Source organism: Paenibacillus sp. FSL R5-0713, from assembly GCF_037973325.1.
GTDB lineage: Bacteria > Bacillota > Bacilli > Paenibacillales > Paenibacillaceae > Paenibacillus.
In genome coordinates this window covers 3284136-3305222 of record NZ_CP150229.1, presented here as the reverse complement: position 1 = coordinate 3305222, position 21087 = coordinate 3284136, and the positions used below count along the sequence as shown (strand labels likewise).

Below are 21087 nucleotides of genomic sequence, written 5' to 3'. Positions count from 1 at the left end.
AGAAGGTTCTGTTTAACGTTTTGTTTTTTTAATTGCTGACGGCAACAAATTTCCATTGTTGATTTGTTGCACCCGTGTAGGTGTTCTGCTGCAATTTGGCACCATCCGACGTGGAAGCGTTGGCGACTTCAATCGCTTTGTTGCTGTTCACGTTGATGATACTCCAGTATCCGTTGCCAAGGTCATTCACTTTGAAATGCTGAGCGGTTGTGTTCAGGTTGCTCATGAGCTGGACCACTTCCCCATTGGTGTTGGTACCGTTGCGAATGTCGATGACTTTGTCTGGTGAGTTCACACTTGTCAGTGTATAGTTGCCGCTGCCGATCGAGGTCAGAACCCACTTCTGAGGGTTGCCACCCAGATCGCTCCACTGCTGGAGTTGAAGATTGTTTTCGTTTAGACCACCCGGAACATCAATAACCTTGTTAGAATGCCGGGCTACAATTTTGTAGGTTGCACCGGATACCAGCCCTGTTGTTGGTCCACCTGATCCACTGCCCGGGTAAGTCTGGGCACGTTCATGGTACCAGTTAAACAGGAATCGTCCCATGGCACTCCGTGAAGCATCCCCGTCCCACTTCAGGCCGGCCGTTGGATCAGCAAAAGAGCTTCGTGGTCCTTCACTTAGAATGAATCCGTTCATATGTGCTGCAATGCTGACGTTACCTGCTGCGTTGAAGATCGTTTTGGTATTGGTACCGAAACCTTCATTGCTGCCATTGAACAGGTTCCAATAAGCAGAATCGCCAGGTTTGTTTTTGAACCAGGTCACCTCGGTAATGTTAATTGGATATTTGTCAGCGGCTGCCTTCACGTTGGTATTCCACTGGTCTTGCAGGATTGAGAAATTGTCATATGCGCCATAACCAGGGTACCAGTGAACCGCATATCCATAGTTGTTGAGCGGGTCAGTCAATGGATGACTTGCCGTTAAGCTGTAAAATTGGTTGTATCCCAGACCTGCCGCCCAGATGACATTGTCCGCACCTTTGCTGCGAATTGTTGAAATCATGGAATTTTGGAAATTACGCAGGTCATTCCAGTGATCCACAAAGTCATTTTCCCCGTTGTATCCACCCCAATGTCCATTGGCATAGGATTTCACAGGTTCGTTGATCAGTTCGAAGTGAACGTTGTCTGCACTTTTGATCTCCGGGCGTGAAGCGAGATAACCCCAGATTTCATTGAATTTTTGCAGGTTGGCAGGTGTTGTTGCCTGATCATCCTTTAATGTGAAGTCGAGTCCCAGGACCACATATACGCCTTTGCTCTTGGCATATTGGATATACGGAATAATGACATTTTGCGTAACGGTCTGCACACCGGCAAAGTTATATGTACCAGCAGCCACATCTCCCATATCCTGACGGTCGATAAACAGACGTACCTGATTCATATTCCAGCCATGATTGCTTCCGTATTTCGGGCTGGTATCCGCAAATGTATCGGTAATGTCCTTCAGATAAGCCAGAGTAGCTGCATGACGGTTATTACCGTGTAGATTGAGGTAATAATTGCTATCCTGATATGTCCAGTAGGCGCCTGAAGGTTGATGCCAACCGTTCAGAAGCACAGGCTGATTGTTGCTGTTCACCAGGTTTTTGCCGTTAACGTGAAGCTTACCCATCGGCATGCCCACCCATGCCTCGGCTCGGTTACCTCCCCATGGAACAATGGTGATCAATAAAGCAAGAATGATTAAAAGTTTGAAAGATGTCAAAATCTTCTTCACTATAATTCCTCCTCTTCTGATGTAATGCCTTGCTATACTGCGAAGTAACGCTGTCGTCGCATTCCTAAACCAGCATATCGCTCAGGTCGGAGCCCGCTCCCGCAACCCATTCCATACCAGCAAGGGAATTCTGCGGAGCGAAGGGTTGCGGTTCTGAAATGAACAGTTTTGCAAAAGATCGCAGCAAGCCCCCTTTTTACAAGTGGAATGTTCCATGGAATCCCTCCTTCCTTATCCAGCCTGATCGCCGCGCCAAAGGTACAGGTGAATTGAACTTAACCGACGATTCCTGTACGCTCAACACTCTCTACGAAATATCGTTGTACAAACAGATAGATGACGATCAAAGGCAGAATCGCAAGAAGAATTCCTGTATCCTGAATCATGCTCAGATAGAACGGATCAGCTTGGGAGGCTGCACCGTCAGTAACCTGCTGAGCCAGATTATAAGGAAGAGATGACAACTGGGTCGACATGACTTTACTCGAAGTCAGATAAGTTGTTGTATAGAAGCTGTCATTCCACTGCCATACGAACGAAAACAACATGACCGTAACCATGGACGGAATCGCATTGGGTAACATAATGGTTGAGAATGTTCGGCCGATGCCCGCACCGTCCACATAGGCCGCCTCCTCCACTTCCTTCGGAATACCTCTGAAGAATTGCCGGAAAATGAAGATGTATAAACCAGCCTTGAGTGAATTGGCTGTAATCGCGGTCAGAATAAACGGCCAATAGGTGTTCAGCAGATTAACCGGTTTGCCTGTGATAAGCGTCATAAGTCCCATCAGATCAAAGCTCTTCAGATTCAGGTATACCGGAATCAGAATGGTCGTCGGTGGAACAAGAATGGTCAGGATTACCCCGGCAAACAGCCAGTTGCTTCCCTTGAACTTCAGTCTGGCGAATCCGTACCCTGCAAGCGCACAGGATGCAGTGGTCAGCAGTGTGGTTGTTGCAGATAATGCAAATGTATTAAACAGCGTTGCCCAGTAATCCATGACGCGGATAGCCTGCTTGAAATTGTCGATGGAGAAGTTCTGCGGGATCCACACGACCACTGCGGAATACAGATCGCCTTTATCCTTGATGGACGTTGACACCTTCTGGAATATGGGAAACAGGATAACGAAGGACAGCCCGGTAATCAGGACAAACCGGATCATGGCCCACAGCCAGCCTTTCCAATGCTCCAGCGATAATAATCGTGAAGTTGTCACGTAGAGCACCCCCCTTTCTAATCTTGATAGAAGACACGCTTCGAGAAGATGATGGATACGATAACGAGAATGATGGCAATGGCCAGGAAGTAGACCCATGCCATGGCGGAGCTTAAACCAAAGTCGAACTTGACGAAGCCGGTATCCCGGATCAGTTCTGTCATGGCGTTATTGGCAAACGAATCGATTATTGTATAGATCGCATTGACAAAAATCAGCGGGCTGACCATCGGAAATGTAATTTTCCAGAATGCTTCATAACCCGTAGCTCCTTCCATCTTCGAAGCCTCATACAGCTGAGGGGAGATTGTCTGGATGCCTGCCAAAAAGATCAAAATCTGTACACCGGATTGACTGACGATCTGATAGATCCGATCTACGGCGCTGCTCAGGTACGTAACGATCCAGTCGCTTACTCCGGCATTAACCATCAGATTTTCGAGTTCAAATGTCCCGAGTGAACTGCCGCCTGTACTGCTCTGGTTCACCGCTTCAATCAGACTGGTGCTCTCCAGCGTCATAATTACTCCCGATGCCAGAATAACGGGCAGGAAGAAGATCGACCGGGCAACAGCCCGGCCCCTGAACTTCTGATTCAGGATGACAGCGAGGAACAGACTGAATATAACGATTAGAGGTACGTTGATGAGTACGTCTGTGATTGCCTCGATTAACGCACGGTTGAAGCTCGTATTGACGGTTAGCGCCTGAATGTAATTAGCGACACCGGTGAACTGAATCGCTATGCCTTCCGCGTTGGCCTGAATTGTACTCATGCTGTATCGCAGAGAGGCTAACAGCGGAATGAAGAAAAATAACACAAAACCTATGAGCCAGGGGAGCACGTAAATTACGCCCCACATGGCTTTCTGCTGAGCATACGTACGACTTCCCCATTTCCATTTCAGGAGCGTCTTCAGAGCTGCTCACCACCAGTCACATAACTTTGGGCTTCCACTGTAACGTTGTCAACATCTACAGGGAAGTCGTTATAATTGACGATTACGAATCCGCCGCCTTCATACATGGTCCGGAACACGCCTTCTTCAATGGATTCATGAGACATCATGGAACGTCCCGTAAATGACTGGTTTACGTCGTTGACCTCATTGTAGATGTCAGCAGCCAGATCCATCCATTGTTCGTAATTCGCCGCATAGAGTTGATCATAATCTGTTTCTTTCACAACATGGTTTGGTGCATTGAACCAGGCAAAGTAAGGGCTCGCTCCATATTCAATCAACTTCAATACATACTGTCTTGCGTCCGTATAAGTAGAAAGATTGTATGGCATGCCTGTATAACTAATGCTGCCGTGTACAACGAGCTGATAGAATGGAATCTCTTCATCCTCCAGCTTGAAACGGCTGCTATTCATTGGAGCATCTGTCAACCCGGTTACATATGGCAGTGCGTAAGCGTTTCCGCCTTCCGCAACGACAGGGCCTACCTGCTGTTTGATCTGTTCAAGTGCTTTCTTGACAGAGCCCAATGCTTCCGTTCGATCCACCAACTTTTTCGGATTCATGTCGCTGTTCAGCTGAGCGGCCAGGTCATTCAGACTCAACGAAAGTTCATCTTTTTGAAGAGACTTGAGTTCATCCAGCATCTCTGCCGTCACGTTCTCCAGCAAGTTGGGCGACAGCACATAGGAAGGTGAACGATCCCTGTCACGACGCTGTATGGCCTGGTTCATCGGATACATAACCGCCGGTTCCTGGGTTAAGGTTCGGGAAGCTTCTTTAGACGGTTTAAATCCTTTTTTGGATAACACATTTATCAGAGCAATATCCGGATAAAAGCCGATGCCTGCTTCTTTGGTGAATGCACTGAATTCCCGCAATCCCTTTTTGCCACCCACGGCACCGTCCACGTGAATGGAATCGGGCATCCTATGATAAAGCCCTCCGTTAAACCACCCGGCATAGCGAACCTGTATATTGGATACCTTCTTCTCCTTCAAGGTGGTGAGAATGTTTTTGGCTTCATCAAACGTCGTCAGAGCCTCCGTTGAATCGTACGGTATGCCCAACATATGTTGGCTTGTTGTCATGGCACCGAACAGTTGCAGATAAAACGGAACATCATTCTGATCCTTACTGGCGCTCAGCTCGGGAAGTCCGCCATTTTGCATCAGATAATCCCGATAAAGAGAGGCAAGCCCGGAGTACGAGGCCTTATCCGCCCCTACAAAAGCGTATCGAACGGCGAAGTCGGACACGGTCGGATTCTTCTGAAATTTCGGAAGTGTACGAACCATATCGCTTGCCTGAAGTGTCACATCGCTCTTGTTCACAACATAGAAGCTTGGATATACGTTGTTATAACTGTTTAGCTTGCCGCTGATATCGGCATTCACAACGGCAACGGCATCCCCTTCCTCAACAATACCCAGGAACGCCCCCTCTTTCCGAATAAGTCCAAACACCGGCAATCGGGCTTTGGCTTCATTCGAACTTGCTTCCCGCAGTTTCATCGTCATATCCGGTCCGTAAATATCTTGTTGATAGGCAGGATACTGCAACTTCCCATTATTAAAATGGATAAGAGCCCCCGATCCGTCCGGCACCAGCATGGAGCCTTCTTCATTCAATCCTCCGGCACCAAAATACTCCAGTATGGATATGTTATTGATCGGATATTCCTCCGGAAAATGAATGCCTGATGAAGGAACACGAACTAACAGATCCTCTCCATCCAGCTCATATTCCATCGTGATCATGAACAGCCGCGGTCCGCTACGTTCCTGTTCAATGCCGAACTCGGCATGATCCTGAGCCAGGTCCTCTGGTGTGTAACCGGCTGTGTCAAAAGCTTTCAATGCTCGGGACAACTGAAGTCCCTGCATCGCCTTATCAATCCGGACGTAAGTACCTTCTTCTTTGTCCTCTGCATATCCGACCTTCAAGGCCCGCTGCCCGGTCTTATCCAACTGTGCAAGCAGCTTTTGCTCAAAACGCTCTTTGCTGATCTTCATCGGCAAATCTTCAATGGATCGCTCGGTGCTGCCAAACTGGTAATTCACCCGTACGCCGTTTGGCAGTGACTCGAAGCTGATCTGCTTGTGTGCGGCACTGTCCGTGAAAGAATTCACCGTGCTGCTCTGACCCAGACTATTGAAGAAGCTGAGCTTGGTTTGTGAAGACAACAGGTCTTTGTTTATCCCTGCGGCAATTCCATCCTGTTCACGATCTTCAGGATTGCTGCGCCAGATCTGCCCGCTCTGCATGTGAATCACTGCAATCTCGGCAGTCTCTTCGTGAATGAACAGCTGAAGCTGATCATTCTGTGCAATGCCAATCATGCCTGGAAGGCGGGTATTACTGAAAGATGATTTCAGTTTTTCTCCGGGAGGCAGGGAGGGAACGTCCGTTTGATCTGCGGCAGATACCGCCTGGTTGGTCAGTGGTGCTGACGAGAACTGACATCCGCTGAGCAGCAGACTGCCCGCGAGCAGCATTCCTGTTATTTTTTTGGCTACGGCATATTTCATCACATTCTCCTCCTCCCTTAGCCCCGAAGCACTAATTCCTGATAGATGGTTACGACAAACGATACAATCTGCTGTACAAGGCTAAAGAACAAGAGGCACAGAAATGCCATAAAGGCCATAGCTACAAGTGTCAATAGCATCGTGAGTATCGTTTTGGCTGGTGTGTACTGATGAACCGTCATATTTCCCACAAATAACAGGTACACCGTCCAGGCGACGGCGAGTGCATTGGAGAAATAATAAAAGGCAGTTTCTTGTGCAGAGATCACAAGACTCAGCCAGATCCAAGGAAAATGGATTAGGAAAAGAGGCACCAGTGCAAAACAGGTTGACATAAAAATTTCAGAAAACTTGCCTTCCCCGTCCATCAAGGTGGTTAACGACCAGTTAGCCACACACCAGAAGAGGACCGGCACGATCACATATACCATTTCGAGCAAACTGTTCAGGTATTTGGGATTACTGAGATTAATCAGAAAACCGCTGTATTGGGCATGTAAAATTTTGGTGATGACCAGCAGTACCAGAATCATGAAAGCAATCAACAGTGAGTTCCTCTGGTTGCGCTCATATTTTAATTCCCAGTATCCATCAAACGGATGGAAGATCAGATGCAGCGGGTACTGATATAACTGTTTACTTGATGCCTGCATTCGTTGTCCTCCTTTTCTGCCTGCGAACGATGATGACGGTAACAAACGCAGCGACAGCCAAGAATAAACCGGACATCATCCATGAAAAATGCTCACGCATCAGCTCTTTGCGATACAAAAGAAAAGCTTTGGAATAACCTTTAGGTTCCATACTGCGCTTAAAGTATTTCGCAGATTCGCCGTATTCCTTCTGACGAAGCAGTGCTTTGCCGATTCCCGCATAAGCATATTCCAGATTGGCGTTCATCTCGGCAACTTTAGCAAACAGTACACTGGACTGCTCCTCGTCACCGTTATAATAACTGCGAACTGCTTCATGGAGCGTGCGTCCATATTCAGTTGTCTGAAAGACGGTGATTTCGCCAAGCGCTTTATCCAGAACCAACATCCGGTCTCCCGCACGTTCCAGCGCAACAGGTGTATTAAACTGGCCAAGGCGGTTTCCGATGCCGCCAAAAATATGGAGCAGATACCCGTCTCCATTGTAGGTGAAGATTCGGCCCTTGCTGGAATCCAGTACGGAATACATGTCACTGTCCCCCACGTCCACATCAATCAGACGGGATGGCCCCGCTTCCTGGGTATACACCATATCACCTTGCGGGGTCTGATAGCCTTCTCTGCGCAAAATGTCTGTGCCCTGTGCATTCAGCTTCTTGACCGGATCTTTGCCCCGATCCCCGCTAGTCGCGTAGATGAAGCCTTCTTCGTCCATATCCAGATTGGTAAATTCCGTCGGAGTGAACATAACCATCTGACTGCGCTGCTCACGTGTGGCGAAGCGTTTCCATAGATACTCCACCGGGTCTACCTGAACTCTGTTTGCTCCAATAAACGATGAGAACGTACCGTCGGCGCTGAACTCCATGAATCCATCAAATACGCCTTCGGCCATGACGTAGATACGTTCCCCCTTGTCCATAACAACACGCATAGGTTTGAATTGAAAATCCGCTTTTAACAGGTCCGATTTGGGCTCTGCGACAATCTTGACCAGCGTGCCTTTTTCATCCAAATGTACGACCCGATGATTATCCGAATCGGCGACCAGCAGATGGCCTTGATCGCTAACGTACAACCCCTGTGGATTTTTAAAATGATCTTCCTTGCCTTCCTGCTTAAATGAATCAATCGTCCGTACCAGCTTGAGGTTGCGATCCATCTCTATAATGCGGCCATTGCCCGAATCAAGCACAAAGACGTGCTGATTGGCGGTAACATGCATGTCGCTCGGCTCTTTCATAGGAATCGTGTTCAGCTTCTTGCCGGTGATAATGGTTGTTGCCTCATATGCCGCTGGTGCCGGAACTGCGTCACCCCAGAAGGAGTAATGATACGCATCCGTTTTACCGTCTGCACTCACATATGATGCCTCTTGAACGAACAACAGGAGGCAGATCATGCCCATGATGATCGATTTGCGTTTTTTCCATGTGCTTCTCCGCACCTCGCTGCCTCCTTTCTACTCTTTCATGCCTGAAGTGGCCATCGTTTGCATGACACTGCTCTGGGAGATGATAAACAGCGTGATCGGTACAATCATCAGCAGCAAGGCCACAGCCGCACCAACACCTGCACGAGCAATCCCTCCCTGTACAATCTGACTGAGCGCATAATGCAGCGTTTTCAGATTTTCACTGTAAATGAAGCTCCCGCCGTCCGTCCCCCATAATGCAGGGAACTGCAGGATCATGAGCGTGAGCCATGCCGGCTTTACATTCGGCATCACAATGCTCCAAAATATGCGGTATTCATTGGCACCGTCGATTTTGGCTGCTTCCAGCAACGCATCGGGAATCTGCTCCATGAACTGTTTCATCAGGAACAGTCCCAGGGAGAAAGCAAGCGATGGCACGATAATGGAAGCGTGTGTGTTAATCCATCCTAGCCAAGACATGACCATGTAGTTTGGAATCGCCGTGACATGCGGTGAGAACATCAGAGACAGAATGACAATCGTGAACAACACTTTCGAACCTGGAAAACGATATTTCGCCAGCGGATAAGCCGCGGCGGATGCAAGAAGGATGTGTCCTGCCGTCCCCAGGATTGTAATGAGCAGGGTATTAGCAATATAACGGGATAACGGCACCCATGAATTGCCCATAAGGTTGATCAGATCGGCAAAATTCTCTGTTGTCGGGTTATTCACCCAGAATCGCGGCGGAAAAATAAACAGCTCATCCAGCGGTTTGAATGCATTGTTGACAGCATAGATCAGCGGAAGCACCATAAATGATCCGAACACGGCCAGCAGTGCGAATAACATCAGGCTGACGGTAAATGACCGATTCAGCCTTTTTGGCATGCCAAACACGGCACGTACTTTGCTGGTCATTGTCATTCACCTATCTTTCTAAGCATTTTTTGCGTCAAAACGTTCGTACCAAGCATCAACGCAAACAGCACGGTTGCAATGGCAGAAGCGTATCCCATCTCAAAACGGATTGTACCGAAGTCCATCAGATGTGTGACGACGGTGTGAGCTGCATAGTTGACACTTGGGAAACCGGCCAATGCAATCGATATCTCGGCCACTGCGAATGAAGCCGTAATCTGCATCACCGCACCAAACATCAGTTGCGGTCTCATCGAAGGCAGGGTGATGTACCAGAGTTCCTGCCAGCGATTCTTGATCCCGTCCACGGTGCCTGCTTCAACCAGAGAACGATCGATGGTCTGAAGTCCAGCAATAAAGGCCAGGAAGCTGGTTCCGAGGCTGAGCCACAGCTGTACAATAATGACAATCGCGAGCACGTACTTCTCATCTGCAAGCCATTGGATCGGCTCCAGTGTGACACCAAGGCGCATCAGGAAGCCATTCATATACCCGTAGCTGTCACCTGAGAAGATGATCAGCCAGATGAAGAAGACATTTCCCGATATGGAGGGGGCATAGAACACCAGCGTCATGACCGCTCGAATTTTGGGAGATAGCTCGTTGATGATCCATGCAAACAAAAAGCAGGCGATATAACTGAGCGGACCCGTGATTACGGCAAAAAGCAGTGTGTTTTTGAGCGCGATCAGGAATACGTCGTCATTCAGGAAAAGCCGGGAATAATTTTGCCACCCGACAAATCGCGGCAGCTCCAGCATGTTGAAGTGAAAAAAGCTGAGCCCCAGTGAAATGCCGACCGGGATGACAGTAAACATGAAAAAAATCAGCATAAACGGTGCCATCAACACATAATAATGCCTGCTGAGATACAGATCCCTTCTCAAAAGGGACCACCAGCCGACCTGGCGGGTATGGACGGCAGGAGCGGCGGCTGTCTTGGTTGTTTTAGCTTGCAACCGTTACCCTCCCTTTCCTCTATTTCAGATTAAATTCCTTACGCTTCAACTCAATTTCATCATCAATGTACAGAACATAGTCCGATAAGGCTTCACGCGGATTTTCATTCGCATTGACCACCTTACGGAAAGCGTTATCCAGATGCCGTCCCGTGAAATAACCTCCAGGAAGCTGCGGGATCCCCTGTACCCATTTCCATTGCTTCTCCAGATTTTCATAATCCTTGACGGGCCAAGGAAGCTGTTTCAAAGCTTCAATGTTGGCTGTTGGGTAACGGGCTGCCGCCCCCATCAGACCTTCCATTTCTCGTCCGTATTCAATCTGGGTCTGCTCGTCAGTCCACCATTTCATGAACTTCCATGAAGCTTCCTTGTTGCTGGCGTTCTCAAGCATCATTACCGCGCTTGTTGCGCTGGCCACCTCATGCCTGATGGAACCGTCCGGAAGCTGCGTACCAGGAACAATGGTAAAGTCCCAGAGATTGCGAATTTCCGGAGCCAAAACTGTCAACATGTTATAGGTTGTATAGTCCGCAATTCCAATCGGCATCTCACCGGTACGGAAGCGGTTTGGAAAGTCCGCTTTAAGCGGGAATTTATAATTGGTATAGAATTGTGTCCAGCGTTTAAACGCATCCATCGAAATTTCCGAATCAAGGGCACTCTTCTTCTGATCTTCCGTATAGAAGGTGCCATCATTCTGGTACAGCAGCATCGCAAAAGTCGAGTTCGGCACAAGGTTTGCGTTGTTCAGTGTATCCTCGATGGGCAGATAAAACTCCATATTATGCTTTTGCAGCACAGCAATGGCGTTATACACGTCCTGCCACGTTTTCGGCGGTTCCAGTCCCAATTCGTTCAGGATATCTTTGCGGTAAAAGAGCATCGGAAAATGTTGCTGTTCCGGGAGGGCATACACACCGTCGTTATACCGGTATGGTGTCAACCCGCTTTCACGGAACCGACCCGCAATTTCCTCGAAGTCGGGGAATTTGCTCAAATCCGCTGCCGCACTTCTCATCGCATAGTTTACAGGGATGTCCTCACCCATTTGCATGGCAATGTCGGGTCCTTCACCTGCAAGCGTTGCGGGAAGCAATATGTTGGGCGGCACGAGACGCAGCTGCACGGATACATCCGTATCCGGAGTAAACGAATCATCGATCATGCCTTTCAATACCTGAGCCTGATCCCGTCCAGTCGTGATCCATACAGTAATGGAATCCTTTTTTTGCTCCACGTTACCGATGCTGTCGTAATCTTCGGTATACGAAGCCACGTATGCACCCAGCTCATGTTTCACCTGCTGAATGGCCGTCGCTTCCGCATCTGGCAAGACTTCACCCGGCGGAGACACGACGAGGTAATCCAGAGTGATCGGCTGTTCACGTACTGACAATATCCAGGTACCCAGGCCACCTACGTTAATTTTGAACGTATCCAGTCGTTTAGGAACGGTCTCCGGCTTGGCCGCCATATCTTCAAGCTGCATGACCATGGCGTGAAGCACGGCAACTTTATCACTTTGCTCACCCGTTGCCTTTTCCAGATAATCCGCTACAGAACGGAGCGTGTCTGCCTGTCGTTCAAAGACTTCCGTCATCTCCGGGATGCGTTGTTCCAACTGATAATCCCGAAGCGGATCGGGGCTGTTGGAGGTGATCATCAGGATTTTGCGATACATCTCATTCAATTCCAGCACGCTGGATTCCACGGTACGAAGCAGAGGAGCGATGTCGCCTAGCGTTACCGTCATTCGAATCCGGTGTTTCCCTTTATCCAGATGAAACTGGTAAGGCTGATTTTCTGCCGCCCCCAGCACCTGAGTTTGCCAGGATGGGCTGTAGTTGAAACGAATGCGTTTCATTTCTTTAAACGGAACTTCCCCGTTGATCGTCAGACTGCGGGTTGCGTAAATACCGCGCAATTGATCCTGTTTTACCTTTAACGCGATTTGATACAATCCGTCTTCAGGCACGTCGATTTCCCATTCGATCCATTCACCCGGCAGCTTCCAGTTGATACCCCCGATCGCATTCATGCGAATTTTGGACACATCATAAGGTTCTAGCGATGGGCTCGAACGATCCGAGATGGGTGCCAGTGTAGGTGAAGACTTGCTGACTGCTTGTTCCCCTTGTACTTTCAGCATGACTGGAGCCGCTGGTTTCAGCCCCTGTGAGGCATAAGTTGCCTCAAGCTCTGCATAGGTCGGGATCTCCCCTTCCTGATACAGCTCAATATAATCAATCGCCATACTTTCTCTTAATGAAGTGAGCGATAACTGCGGGTTACCTTTTTCAAAATAAAACTGAAAGGGCTCCTCGAAATAGCCTCCGCTATCCTTGAAGGAAGTCAACTGCCACTCGGGCTGTTCCACTTGTCTTGGCCTGAGATCGTTATCCCGATCGTCACGACGAACGTTATCCTCGCGATTCCCCCACACCCTGTCAAACAAGAGAACATCGGCCCCTCTAAAAGGAACCTCCCCATTCACCTCGAGTCTGCGTTCAATACCCGAGCTTTTACCCTCTACAGGGTAATAGTGAATGCGAATATTGTACAAACCGCTCATTTGAACGGGAACATCCCAACGAATGGTTCCAGTTTCCGGCGTAATTACAGCGCTCCCATCCAGTCCGGCATAACCTTGCACGACCTCGAATTCTCCGTCAGTTGCCTCAACATAAGATTCGCCTTCAATGCGTATTGTTTTCTCGGGTTTAGCCGCATTGGCATGAGTAGTCAGATAATGGTCATAACTGAATGAATCCTCGGTTGCCGATACTGCGTCAAAGTCCTCAAGCGCATGTACCGTCCCCGGATAACGATCCCGCGATGGATATAGCGTCCATATGGAGAGTACCAGGGCCAGGACAAGCACCAAGATTAGTCCCTTTTTCTTACGTGACCGCATGTTCGAATGTATCCCCTTTCCTCTAAGGTTGCGAGAACTGGACGATTGACTAACCCGGACAGACCGCACCATCACTGGTGCGTTCTGCCCGTGTGTCATGATGCTTATTTGTATACCTCATCAATCGCAGCCTGGAAAGGTGCCTTGTATTTCTCAATCAGCGTAGATACAGATACTCCTTCTTTGAGCTCTCCATCAAAGTCCCAGAAAGGCAAGGACGGGAAGGTGTTATGGTCGAGAACCAGCATGCCTTCTGCAACCTCTCTGGCGTTGTTGATATCTGCTTCATCGGTCAGATGTGTCTCCAGTGTGGATTGGCCCGGATACTCATAGATCGAATCGATCTCATTAATTTTCTCCCAGATGTACATCAGTTGTTCCGGATTCTCTACTGCTTTAGGAATCGTTATAGCCTGGTAACGGGACTCTCCAGAGTGATACGCTGATGCACTTGGACCTTTAGGGAATGGTACAAAACCGATATCGTAATCCTTCATGTCTGTCATAATGCCTTCAACCTCGTACATGGCACCTGAATACATCAACGTATTGCCTTGACGGAAGAACGTGGACGGCTCAGTCCAGTCGCCGCCTTCAGAAGCTCTGCCGACCTTTTCCGTAGCCAGTTTGGACAGGAAATTCAGCGCTTCCTTCGTTTTGGGATCTTCCAGGTTCTGCTTATCCTCTAGGGTCAGGGAAGCTTCATTCGAATACAGAATCGGTTCAAGCAATCCCGTCTGAGCGAGTCCCCAAGTGTCCAGCTTGCCATCGTTGTTGCGATCCTTGTTCGCTTGTTTGGCAACGCTGAGGAATGTATCCCAGTTCCATTCATCAGCATCCACATATTCCTGCAATGGCTTCAAGCCCAGCTCCTGCATGAGGGTGCGATTATAGAAAATTCCGTTGATAAAAGAAGACTGGTCCTCGGTAAAGCCGTAACCTTTGCCTTCATATTGCATATATTCCTTCGTTGTTTTCTGATTAAATACTTTGTCGTTTTTAATATAATCATCCACTGGCCACAAGAGATCTTGTTTGGTCAATGCGGGAATGGCATAGTTTTTGCCCAATCTCACCAAATCACCAAGTGGTTCCCCTGCCATCAGCGAAGCAACTACCTTCTCCTGATATTCGCCGAAATCAATGGAAACGTATTCAATATTAAAGTTGTGTTTTTTCTTCAGCGCTTCGAGATTCTCAAGGCGTTGAATGTTGTCCGGGTTGTTCCCCTGTATTTCCATGTCCCACCAAGCAACAACTTTGATCGTTCTGCCGCCCATGTCAAAGTCCATTTCTGGCGTAGAGTTTTCATTCTTTGGCTCGGTTTCTACGGGTGTTTGTTCCTCCTGTGGTGTTGTCTTTTCCGGCTCGGGTTGAGCGGTAGGTGCAGAACTGCATGCAGCAATCACCAACAAAACCGCGAATACCAGGCTCAGTAGCATGAACTTGTTTTTTCTCATCGTCTTCCCCCCTGATTGTCTTTTGCTCTCACAGTGTATCGCCCAAATGAAAGCGCAAACAACCTGCCAAAATACAGGTGTTTACCCCGGCTGAATATAGATTTCTGTGATTTTGTGCGTACAAATTGCATTCTGGGTTCCAATTGGTAAAGAAATGCACTCTCTACAAAAATATGCACATTGTATGCGCTTTCTTTTATTACCATAATGAAATTAAGTCATCATTGAGTTAAATCTGGCGGATTACAATTCAGCAGAAGGTGAGGTATTGCTTCATGTATGATATTTTACTTGTGGATTTCAGCCGTCGTTTGTGCGGAGAGTTGCAACAGATGTTGCTACGGAGCAAAGCTCAATATACTATCGCAAATTGTGTGTTCTCATCGTCCGAAGCTTTGACCGCATTGTCAGAACGAGACTTTTCCCTTGTTATGGTACATACAGAGAGGTTCGATACCGCGGGGCTCTGGTTATGCAACGAGATTCGAAAAAAAAGTCAGATCCCCATCCTCCTGATGGGTGGAAGAGATCACTTCAGGTTCGTACGCAAAGCCCTTACGTATCAGGTGAATGATTATCTACCGTATCCTGTTAGTCCCTCTTCTTTACTTAACAGTCTGCACGGACTTCGATCCCACCTTGAAACCGATCCGGCACACAAAACGTCGTCGTTCTTCAAAACGCCTGTTCAAATGAATGGTAAACCCATGCACTCCAGTCATGTGATTCGTATCGTCAAAGCCTATGTACGGGATCATCTGAGTGATGAAATCACGCTGAAGAAGATCTCTGATATGCTTCATTTTAACTGTGCCTACCTTGGGCAGAAGTTCAAACTGGAAGAGAAGATGTCTTTCAATGATTATATGCTCCAGCAACGTATGGAAAAGGCCCAGCAACTGCTGTCTTCCACGAATCTGCGAATATATGAGATAGCGATTGAGGTAGGTTATAAGGATATTGATTGGTTCTATAAAAAGTTCAAAGCGTACGCCGGATCGAGTCCTAATGCTTATAGACGACAAAAAATCCACACGGCCTAGGGTGGATTGCCGATGTGCTATTTTTGTTAAATAACTACAGAAAAACGCAGGAGATGTTCTCCCTGCGTTTTTTGTGGTTATTTGAGCTAGCCAATTCCTGAGAATTCACAATTAACGTACCAAAAGGGATTCCCGGTATTCTTGGGGGGTCATTCCCGTTATTTTCTTAAAAAGTCGGGTAAACGAATGTGCTGCCTCGTATCCCACTTGGAGTGCGACCTCACGTACCATAAAATTCGGGTTCTGAAGCAATTCTTTGGCTCTTCTTATTCGGCAGTCGTCAATGAACTCGGACAGGTTAATTCCCATTTCCTGCTTAAAGAATCGGGATAGATAGGATGGATTGAAATGATGAAGTTCAGCCAATCTTACTAAAGAAAGATCTTTCTCAAGGTTATCCTTGATGTAACTGCATAAAGAATGAATGACAACGTTAGCGCGTTCCTGTTCATTGGACCTCTTGTACCGGACTAATTCATCGGCAGCACGATACAAAAATTGAACTGCATCCTTCATGCATGTATACTCCCCTAAATGCAGCAAACTTCGTTGATCAGGAATCTTCTGTTGAAGACCCCACCGATTGATTGTCGAATGTAATAATAAAGCCAGATTATAGTAGGTTTCCATTGCACGTTCCATCGTAATCTCCTGCTGCAACAATTCGCCTGCAAGTTCCTCAAATATATCGTAAAAAGGCTGAATTCGCCCCGTTTCCAAATATCCTGACATAATCTCAATCCGGTTTGAGATACGCATGGATTCTTTGGGTACGTCAGATGAGAGGTCATTGCGATGATCCGTGAGCACCATGGATACGCCATCCCCTATTTTCATCCACTGGAGTAATCTCAGACGTTCATATTGTTTGGTTAACTCGGACCATTCGCAGCTTTGACTGCTTAATGAGAATGCAATGGATACGCCAAGAGATACCATGCAAGCTTCCTGTACCAGTTCCAGTGTGCCTTCTAGAAACCGTACAAGTTTATCATTGGACATCTCTTCTTCCTGCTTGGGCTGAATCAACCAGATTGTATCTCCATAATGGTCCGTTACGCTGACGTACGCTGTTCGATCATGCATTAGAGAAGAACCGATAATGCGAACAGATTCCTGGACTTCTGTTATGTCCGAACCTTTTTCTGGCGGATTATTGAACCGACCCAGTATGAGATAAATCGGCGAGTTTATCTGTAATCTGATATCTCTTTTGAATAATTCGTCCTGCATATCATTAGTAGAAGCCATAACTGCTGTACAATCTTGAAGCAGCTTCCGCAAGTACTCTTTTTGTTGAATCCGTGCAAGCTGAGAGTTGACTTGATGAGAATGTTCCAACAATTCAAGCATGCTGTGACTTTGCCGGATCTCTTCCATCACATCTTCGACAACAGACATCACCTTGTCATAACCTTCCGTTTTGAGCAAGTAACGTACATTGGCCATCTGAAAAGCTTGATAGGCATAATCAAAATCGCTATGTCCTGTCAGAAAAATGACGCGACAATTCGGCCAACTGGCTTGAATTCGCTCTGTCAGTTCCAAGCCACTCATGCCCGGCATGCGAATGTCTGTTAGAACAATATCAATTCTAGAACGCTGCATCCAGGACAATGCTTCTGTAGCAGAGTATGCCTTACATACATCAAGCTGGTCGGGTATATGTCTGGCGAAAGTTTCATAGAGACTATCCGTAATAATCTCCTCGTCATCTACAATCAAAAGTCGATACATTCGTTCTCTCCTTCTTTCCACTGGATTCGAATTGTGACTTTTAATCCTTGCAATTTACTTCTGGATAGGAAAAGGCCACTTCCTTCTCCATACGTCAGGACCAGGCGTCGATGGATATTTATCAACGCGGTCATTTCATCCGTACCTCCGTCTTTATGCAAGCGTTGCTGAAGAGCTTCAATATGTTGCTCATCCAACTCGCTTCCATTATCCTCTACGGTAATCTCGGCATATGAACCTTCCATAGTAAACCCGATAATTAGAAGACCGGAGGCCGTATTCTTTTCAAGGCTGTGTTCATATGCATTCTCAATAATCGGTTGAATAATGAGTCTGGGAACGTGAATATGTTCCATCTCAGCAGGGAGTGACCCAAAATCAACTTTGATTCGTCTGGAGAATCGTAATTGTTGAATCTCTGTATAGATTCGTGAATGCTCCACTTCCACTTTCAACTTCACATGATCGGTTTCATTCCGGGTGATGAACCTGAAATATTCGCCAAGCATGTTAGTAAACTGCTCAATACGCTCTGTTTCCCCTGTTCTTGCCAGTGAATTCAGAATAAAGAAGCTGTTGTACAGAAAATGAGGATTAATCTGGGATTGGAGCTGTTTCAACTCGGCCCGCTGCATCATCAATGTTTTCTTGAAATCCCGGTCGATCAGGGATTGAAGATTTTCAATCATGAGGTTGAAACGGGTGTAGAGGAAGCCGAATTCGTCCTTTCGATTATGCGCGATGGGAACATCAAGCATGCCTCCCTCCATTTTTTTGAATCTTTTCACCAATAACAGTAACGGAATATGAATCAACTTGTAGCTAGAATACAGATACGCCGTGATGGCAACAAATGATGTAATTGCAAACAGCCAAGCCCAATGATAGAACTTGCTAAGCGGTTTGGTGACAATGGCCTCGGGTAGATATGTAGCTACGGATAAGCCAAGGGTGTCCATATGCAACTGACTCACATGATACATGGTGTCCCCCACCTTCATCCGAAAGCCATCCAGTGTACCTTTTATACTGTGCTCACGGTAATTCGCGAGAATAACACTAGCTTGATGGTTATCTGTGATGGCATGCCCCGTTTTGTCCTCAATCAGGAAAGTCGAACTCTCCGGGTACAGATTAAGTCGTGTGAGTTCATTTTGAAAATGATTTGTGTCCAGCTCCACTTGAATGACAAAAAGCGGGGGCTCTCCCCTCGTGCCGGTCAGCCTGACGGCACTGAGGTTCAGGGTGTCCTCCTTCACCGTGAAACGTGTCCCTTTTCCTTGCATGCTTGAACCGAAGTATAGGTAAGAACTTTTATTGAAATCGTCGATGCCTTGGATCGCGGATATACTTTTGCCGACAGAAGGGATATGTACATGAACGTTTTTGATATAAGCAGTGCTGTTCTTAAATGAAGCGAGTCGTTCGGTCAGGTAATTTAATGTATCACGCCGCTCAACCTGATCCATCATATCCCAGAGAATCGCCAGACGATTCAATTTTCGATCCTCAACGATATCAAACTGCTGTAATTCCATCCATTCCATCTCTCTGTTCAATTCCACGACATATTGGTTCAACCGTCTCTCCGTTGACAACGATATTTCCTGGCTTGCATTGTCGTAACTCCAATGATACAGATACACTCCAAGAAGAATAAGTGGAAGCACGAATACCAGATAGGTAATTATTAATCGCGCAAATATACTATTAAGCCATGATCTAGCAGGGATCTTGATCAATACGTTCACCTCCAATGCCAAAGGCTGAGTTGGTTCCTTGTATGAATAAAGTGAACATTAGTATTCCTTTGGCTTGCTGGTGCGAAACCACGCGTTAACTTCCGATGTGATCTGATCTCCCCCCAGCTTGCGCCAGTTCTCTACGAATTGATCGAACTCATCGATCGACCTGCCTAGAATAATGTTCATATAGGCTTCAAGCTGAAGATCTCGAAGAATGATTTGTCGATCAACCATGGTATCCGTAATGCCGCCAGTGAACTGGTCATAGAGAAGTTGACCGTTTTGTTCATAAGAATCTGCAATGCTAAAAGCACCCGTTGGCCCATAGGTTTGTTTCCAGCCCCAGCCGCTCTCTACATGGTTCACATCATAGGCTACAATTCGTTTGTGAATGGCGAGAGCTTCATTCTGCAGAGCAGAGTAGTCCCCTGTAATTCTGGCATCCCGAATTTGTTTGTAAGCATCTATATTTTTATTACCGGGAAAAGGAGTCACCGGTGAGAGCATCCACACCGCTTTGGAGTCATCATTGTAGTATGTTTCATACTGTGCCTGATCCCCCCAGTTGATGTCCAGATGCAGATTCATGAGCTTAACCACGACCTCTGGATTAGAGAAGCCTTTTTTTACAGCAAAGTATTGACCAGTGTTGGAACGTAGCGGAACAAACAGACTCTGGTCAGACTTTGCAACAATGGGATATGCCTGCCATTCTACATCGTTATCCGTATCACGGGTGGTCTGAAGCATAAAGGATGTCCACTGTTCCCCGTAGAGCATCCCTATCTTTCCATCCTGAACCATTCGAGACGCTTTGCTCCCACTCTTATAGCCAAAATCCGGATCAAGCTGGCCTTCACGATACATCGTTTGCAATGCTTTCAGAGCTTCTCGAACTTCAGGCTGAATACCTCCATAAGTGAGTTTTCCTTCCGCATCTTTAACCCATATCGTAGGATAGGCACCATAGCCTGACATCAGTCCTGCAGCTCCCATAACTGGATCCCATAGATGGTTCGTTAGCGCAAGTCCGTACGTATCCTGCTCTCCGTTTCCGTCTGGATCTCCTTCTGTAAACGCTTTCGAAATCTGAAGAAGGTCTTCCATCGTTTCAGGTGGCCGCAGCCCCAGATTCTCCAACCAATCGGTTCTAATCCACAGATATTGTGCAGTCTCAATGGAGGAAGAAGATTCGGGAATAGCCATCAATTTGCCGTCAATGGTTGCCGCATCAAATGCTCCTGTTCCCTCTGCCTCTAATATACTCTTCGTAAGTGGTGAAGCATGCTCTTGGTACACACGGGTTAAATCTTCAATCAATCCAGCGTTGCTCAGTTGTCTAAGTTGATATGGATTTACTTTGACCACATCAGGGAAACGTCCTGCAGCAAGGGATACACCCAATTTCTGATTGTACACATCTCCATTAGCAATCCAGTCGTAGTGAATCTGAATTCCTAGCTCCTTCTCATACAAACGAGTCCAGCGATTATCCAGCATCGTCTCCCCAGGCAACTGGCTAATCATACGCTCAAGGTCATCTCCGGTTTCCCTGACAAAAGAGACTACTATGGGAGGAGAATATTTCTCATACAACGCGGGAAGTTGGATCTGCTGCCCATCTGGCTGCGAATGATGTTGTTTGGAATTTCCATCGGTATGACCTGCTGGTATCGACACAGCAAGGAACAGAATAAAGGTCCATTTTGTTATGTCCAGACATCTCTTATACATGACGACATGCCCCCAGTTCGGTTTGAACAACTCTTTTCTCTCTGTCAACTTTG

14 protein-coding genes are annotated in these 21087 nt (G+C 47.2%); 1 reads left to right on the top strand and 13 read right to left on the bottom strand.

Features of this window, described 5'->3' with window-relative positions; all coding sequences use genetic code 11:
* Window positions 1-28: 28 nt before the first annotated feature.
* The 10 genes from MKZ12_RS14830 to MKZ12_RS14785 form a co-directional block, all read right to left on the bottom strand.
* Complete coding sequence (locus MKZ12_RS14830) at window positions 29-1732, bottom strand: RICIN domain-containing protein (RefSeq protein ID WP_339261176.1); 1704 nt, start codon at window positions 1730-1732, stop codon at window positions 29-31.
* Window positions 1733-2007: 275 nt separating this feature from the next.
* A complete protein-coding gene (locus MKZ12_RS14825; RefSeq protein WP_339242688.1) occupies window positions 2008-2955 on the bottom strand; it encodes a carbohydrate ABC transporter permease in 948 nt (315 codons plus the stop codon).
* A 17-nt stretch (window positions 2956-2972) separates the two neighbouring features.
* Complete coding sequence (locus MKZ12_RS14820; protein ID WP_253435651.1) at window positions 2973-3818, bottom strand: sugar ABC transporter permease; 846 nt, start codon at window positions 3816-3818, stop codon at window positions 2973-2975.
* A 53-nt stretch (window positions 3819-3871) separates the two neighbouring features.
* On the bottom strand, window positions 3872-6448 hold the full coding sequence (locus MKZ12_RS14815) for a DUF5696 domain-containing protein (RefSeq protein WP_339261175.1): 2577 nt from the start codon (window positions 6446-6448) through the stop codon (window positions 3872-3874).
* A gap of 17 nt (window positions 6449-6465) precedes the next feature.
* On the bottom strand, window positions 6466-7101 hold the full coding sequence (locus MKZ12_RS14810) for a YIP1 family protein (RefSeq protein ID WP_339261173.1): 636 nt from the start codon (window positions 7099-7101) through the stop codon (window positions 6466-6468).
* Window positions 7085-8548: a hypothetical protein gene (locus tag MKZ12_RS14805; RefSeq protein WP_339261171.1), complete on the bottom strand. Its 1464-nt coding sequence runs from the start codon at window positions 8546-8548 to the stop codon at window positions 7085-7087. The genes MKZ12_RS14810 and MKZ12_RS14805 overlap by 17 nt, the downstream gene beginning before the upstream one ends.
* Window positions 8549-8563: 15 nt before the next feature.
* Window positions 8564-9439, bottom strand: a complete 876-nt coding sequence (locus tag MKZ12_RS14800; protein ID WP_278295182.1) for a carbohydrate ABC transporter permease — start codon at window positions 9437-9439, stop codon at window positions 8564-8566.
* 2 nt (window positions 9440-9441) lie between these two features.
* Window positions 9442-10398 carry a sugar ABC transporter permease gene (locus MKZ12_RS14795; protein WP_339242679.1) on the bottom strand — a complete coding sequence of 319 codons (957 nt, stop codon included), beginning with the start codon at window positions 10396-10398 and terminating at the stop codon, window positions 9442-9444.
* Between the two features lie 19 nt (window positions 10399-10417).
* Entirely contained in the window at window positions 10418-13315 is a 2898-nt protein-coding gene (locus MKZ12_RS14790; protein WP_339261170.1) for an extracellular solute-binding protein, read from the bottom strand.
* Between the two features lie 104 nt (window positions 13316-13419).
* Complete coding sequence (locus MKZ12_RS14785; RefSeq protein ID WP_339242676.1) at window positions 13420-14775, bottom strand: extracellular solute-binding protein; 1356 nt, start codon at window positions 14773-14775, stop codon at window positions 13420-13422.
* Window positions 14776-15050: 275 nt separating this feature from the next.
* On the opposite strand from MKZ12_RS14785, the gene MKZ12_RS14780 reads away from it, so the two are divergent.
* The gene (locus MKZ12_RS14780) at window positions 15051-15818 is read left to right on the top strand and encodes a helix-turn-helix domain-containing protein (RefSeq protein WP_339242674.1); all 768 of its coding nucleotides are present in this window, start codon (window positions 15051-15053) and stop codon (window positions 15816-15818) included.
* 111 nt (window positions 15819-15929) lie between these two features.
* Here the strand turns inward: MKZ12_RS14780 and MKZ12_RS14775 are convergent, their stop codons facing one another.
* From MKZ12_RS14775 to MKZ12_RS14765, 3 genes are read right to left on the bottom strand one after another with little or no spacing between them, the layout of a single operon-like run.
* The gene (locus tag MKZ12_RS14775) at window positions 15930-17555 is read right to left on the bottom strand and encodes a response regulator (protein WP_339261168.1); all 1626 of its coding nucleotides are present in this window, start codon (window positions 17553-17555) and stop codon (window positions 15930-15932) included.
* Window positions 17540-19306: a histidine kinase gene (locus MKZ12_RS14770; protein WP_339261421.1), complete on the bottom strand. Its 1767-nt coding sequence runs from the start codon at window positions 19304-19306 to the stop codon at window positions 17540-17542. Before MKZ12_RS14770 ends, MKZ12_RS14775 begins: the two co-directional genes overlap by 16 nt.
* Before the next feature lie 48 nt (window positions 19307-19354).
* Window positions 19355-21034, bottom strand: a complete 1680-nt coding sequence (locus tag MKZ12_RS14765) for an extracellular solute-binding protein (protein ID WP_339261166.1) — start codon at window positions 21032-21034, stop codon at window positions 19355-19357.
* Window positions 21035-21087 lie beyond the last annotated feature (53 nt).

Coding starts and splice junctions, on each gene's coding strand:
- MKZ12_RS14820 (WP_253435651.1), bottom strand. CDS start 3,818: ATGTGGGGCGTAATTTACGTGCTCCCCTGGCTCATAGGTTTTGTGTTA.
- MKZ12_RS14815 (WP_339261175.1), bottom strand. CDS start 6,448: ATGAAATATGCCGTAGCCAAAAAAATAACAGGAATGCTGCTCGCGGGC.
- MKZ12_RS14810 (WP_339261173.1), bottom strand. CDS start 7,101: ATGCAGGCATCAAGTAAACAGTTATATCAGTACCCGCTGCATCTGATC.
- MKZ12_RS14800 (WP_278295182.1), bottom strand. CDS start 9,439: ATGACCAGCAAAGTACGTGCCGTGTTTGGCATGCCAAAAAGGCTGAAT.
- MKZ12_RS14790 (WP_339261170.1), bottom strand. CDS start 13,315: ATGCGGTCACGTAAGAAAAAGGGACTAATCTTGGTGCTTGTCCTGGCC.
- MKZ12_RS14785 (WP_339242676.1), bottom strand. CDS start 14,775: ATGAGAAAAAACAAGTTCATGCTACTGAGCCTGGTATTCGCGGTTTTG.
- MKZ12_RS14780 (WP_339242674.1), top strand. CDS start 15,051: ATGTATGATATTTTACTTGTGGATTTCAGCCGTCGTTTGTGCGGAGAG.
- MKZ12_RS14775 (WP_339261168.1), bottom strand. CDS start 17,555: ATGTATCGACTTTTGATTGTAGATGACGAGGAGATTATTACGGATAGT.
- MKZ12_RS14765 (WP_339261166.1), bottom strand. CDS start 21,034: ATGTATAAGAGATGTCTGGACATAACAAAATGGACCTTTATTCTGTTC.